Source organism: Myxococcus sp. AB025B (assembly GCF_006518215.1).
Classification (GTDB): domain Bacteria; phylum Myxococcota; class Myxococcia; order Myxococcales; family Myxococcaceae; genus Myxococcus; species Myxococcus fulvus.
The window spans coordinates 1-3,507 of record NZ_SRLW01000522.1 but is presented as its reverse complement, the minus strand read 5'-3'; the positions used below and the strand labels follow the sequence as shown (position 1 = coordinate 3,507).

Here is a 3,507-nt window from a genome sequence, read left to right as displayed (position 1 = left end):
CAGTCCTGGCCCCGCCCCCGGATGTCCGCGCTGAAGAACAGGTGGTCCTCCACCACCGTCAGCGCCTGCGGAAACGAGCCGCCCGGCCCCAGCTCCAGGTCCCCGAAGATGCGCGTGCGCGCGGCCGTGCCGTCGCTGTCCCAGAGCTCCACACCATGGGTGCCGTCGTCTGCGGCGAAGAAGAGCGTGTCCGCGAGCACCGCGAAGTTCCGGGGGTTGGAGCCGACGTTGCCCGCGCGCACGTCCTCCACCAGCACCGTGCCCGCCGCCGTGCCGTCGCTGCGCCACAGCTCCAGGTTCTCGTCCTCCATGTGCGCCGCGGCGCTGAACACCAGCCGCTCTCCCACCGCCGCCAGCTCCCCCACGCGCGCGAAGGTGCCCAGCATCACCGGCGCCCTTCCCGCATCCGACACCATCAGCCCCACCGCGCCGTGGTGCTGCTGGCTCCTGACGAAGAACAGCTTGCGGCCCACGGGCACCAACGGGAACTGGAAGCCCAGGTCACTGGGCACACGCAACACCTCGACGGCGTTCGGCCCCACGCCCAGCCGCATCAGCCGCGTGAACAGCCCCCGGGACGAGATGACGAAGTACAGCGCGCCGTCCCCACCCCGGGTGAGCTGGTCCGGCGAGGAGTCCTCCACCCCCGGCTCCAGGTCCTCCACCAGCACCGTGCCCGCCGCGGTGCCGTCGCTGCGCCACAGCTCCCGCCCATGCGCCGGGTCTCCCGCCGTGAAGTACAACTGCCCCTGGTACTCGAAGAGCGCGTTCGGGAACGAGCCCACCTCGCCGGGCCAGATGTCCTTCACCCGGACGGTGCCCTCCGGCGTCCCATCCGAGACGAACAGCTCCCGCCCCGCCGCCGGGTCGTTCGCGGCGAAGAACACCTTCGCGCCCACCCGCGTGAACCAGGCCGGCTCCGAGCCGCCCACCCCCGGGAACACGTCCTTCAACAGCCGTGTCCCCGCGCCCGGCGCGCCCGAGCTCACCCAGGGCTCGCGGCCGCGCTCCGCGTCCTCCGCGCTGAACACCATGCCGCCCGCGCTCGGCGCCATCGGCGGGGTGTAGGGCCTGTCCTCCACCAGCGTGACCCCCAGCGACACCGCCGTGCGCGAGCAGTACTCCCAGGACTCCAACAAGGGCGAAGCCGCCGCCTCCACCGGCTCCGGCGCTCCCGAGGCCGGGGCACACCCCACGAGCAGACCCACCCACAGCAGCCAACGGCACCTCATCGGGACATCTCCTTCGTCGACACGACTCGAGCCAGACAGAGGACCAAGCCACCTCGCGCCCCCCGCGGACAACGGTCCTCCGGTGGCACGGCCCGTCACCCAGCCATCAGTGACTTGCGACGGGCGAACAGCTCGCGCCCGCGCGCGACGTCCCTAGGTTCTGGCCCCTCGTCCGCCCGCCCCCGCCTGGAGCCCGCAAATGCGCCACCCTCCCCTGCCTCGTCGGTGCGCGGTCCTCGCCGTCCACCTGCTGGGCCTCGTGGTGCTGGGCGCCACCTCGGCCAGGGCACAGGTGCCGTCGCTGGTGGGGCGCTGGTCCAGCGTGCTGACCTGGCCCATCTCCGCCACGCATCTGTCGCTGATGCCGGACGGCAAGGTGCTCTTCTTCGGCGAGTTCGCGGAGGGCGCGCTGCCGCCCCGCCGCTGGGACCCGTCCACCGGGGCGCTCACCACGTACCCGTACGCGGGCTACAACATCTTCTGCAGCGGCCACAGCTTCCTGTCCAACGGCAAGCTGCTGGTGACGGGCGGCCACATCGCCAGCCACGTGGGCCTGCCCGACACCAGCGCGTTCGACTTCAACACCAACACCTGGACCCGGCTGCCGGACATGAACGCCGGGCGCTGGTACCCCACCAACACCACGCTCTCCAACGGCGACGTGGTGGTCATCTCCGGAGAAATCGCCGGAGCGGGCGACATCAACGAGATTCCCCAGCGCTTCATCGCGGGCACCAACACGTGGCGCACGCTGACGAGCGCCCGGCGCAACCTGCCCTTCTATCCGAAGATGTTCCTGGCGCCCAACGGCCAGCTCTTCTACGCGGGCTCGCTGCGCGGCTCGCTCTGGCTGAACCCCAATGGCAACGGCGCCTGGACCACCGGCCCCCTGAGCAACTTCGGCGGACGCAGCTATGGGCCCGCGGTGCTCATCGACGGCAAGGTGACGCTCTTCGGCGGAGGCGAGCCGCCCACCGCCACCGTGGAGCAGATAGACCTCACCGTGGCGGCGCCGAGCTGGCGGTACGTGGCGCCCATGAGCATCCGCCGGCGCCAGCACAACGCGGTGCTGCTGCCGGACGGCACCGTGCTCATCGTCGGCGGCAGCAGCGGCAGCGGCTTCGACGACGCGGCCTCGCCCGTCCGCCACGCGGAGCTCTACAACCCCGCCACCAACACCTGGACCTCGCTGGCCAGCCAGGTGCGCTACCGCGGCTATCACTCCACCGCGGCGCTCCTGCCGGACGGGCGCGTGCTGTCGGCCGGCGGCGCGAACGAGCGCACCGCGGAGGTCTTCTCCCCGCCCTACCTCTTCAAGGGCGCGCGCCCCGTCATCACCGCCGCGCCCACCACGTCCCAGCCCGGCGCCACCTTCTCCATCACGACGCCCGACGCGGCCCGCATCACCCGCGTGTCGCTCATCGCGCTCAACTCCACCACGCACACCTTCGACATGAACCAGCGGCTGCTCACCCTGGCCTTCACCCGGACCTCCGGCGCCCTCACCGTCACCGCGCCCCCCAACCGCAACCTCGCGCCGCCGGGCTACTACCAGCTCTTCATCGTGAACGACGCGGGCGTGCCCTCGCACGGCCGCAGGCTGCGCATCCCGCCCCCGTGAGCCCCGCGTCGACACGCCCTGCGGGCCCCGGCGGATTCATGGAAGGATGCCCGGGTCATGGAACGCTCCTGCCCCGTCTGCCCGCCCCCCGCGCCCCCGCTGCGCGTCATCGACCTGCGCGGTGTCCCCGTGGACACCTGCGCGCGCTGCCAGGGACACTGGCTGGACGCGGGCGAGCTGGAGCGGCTGGCGCCGGGCTGGAGGACGGAGGCACTCCAGGCCGCGCTGTCCTCCGCGACCCGGCGCTGCCGCCACGCGCGGCACCATGTTCCGGCCACGCGCGAAGAATGTGGCCTGTGTGGCTCACCCGTCGCGCGCTGTCCGTCCTGCGACGAGACGCTGTCCCAGGTGCGCACGGAGGTCTGCGCGGTGGATGTGTGCTCGCGCTGCCACGGGCTGTGGCTGGACGCGAACGAGCTGAAGCAGCTGATGGACTGGCACCGCCGCTGGAAGCGGCCGCTGGTGGTGGGGCTGACGGCGGCGGGCACCACGGCGGCCGCGGCCGTCGCGCTCTCCCAGGTGGCGGGCGACACCCCGACCCGCACCCGGGTAACGGAAGTCCTTCAGTCCACGATGGAGCAGGCGGCCGAAGCGGTGGACGTGGTGGAGCTGGCGGTGGGGGCGGTGGACCTGGCGGGCAGCGCCGCCGAGGGG

General features: G+C 72.4%; 3 protein-coding genes. 2 read left to right on the top strand and 1 reads right to left on the bottom strand.

Annotated features, from left to right (window positions below; genetic code table 11):
• Positions 1-1,232, bottom strand: a 1,232-nt coding sequence (locus FL311_RS41975) for an ELWxxDGT repeat protein (protein ID WP_141333217.1), incomplete at its 3' end; no start/stop codon positions are given.
• Between the two features lie 199 nt (positions 1,233-1,431).
• On the opposite strand from FL311_RS41975, the gene FL311_RS41970 reads away from it, so the two are divergent.
• Both FL311_RS41970 and FL311_RS46040 read left to right on the top strand, forming a co-directional pair.
• Positions 1,432-2,853 (top strand): galactose oxidase-like domain-containing protein, encoded by a 1,422-nt coding sequence (locus FL311_RS41970; RefSeq protein ID WP_141333216.1) that lies wholly within the window; start codon positions 1,432-1,434, stop codon positions 2,851-2,853.
• A 57-nt stretch (positions 2,854-2,910) separates the two neighbouring features.
• The coding region (locus tag FL311_RS46040) for a zf-TFIIB domain-containing protein (protein ID WP_194869617.1) at positions 2,911-3,507 on the top strand (597 nt) is incomplete at its 3' end.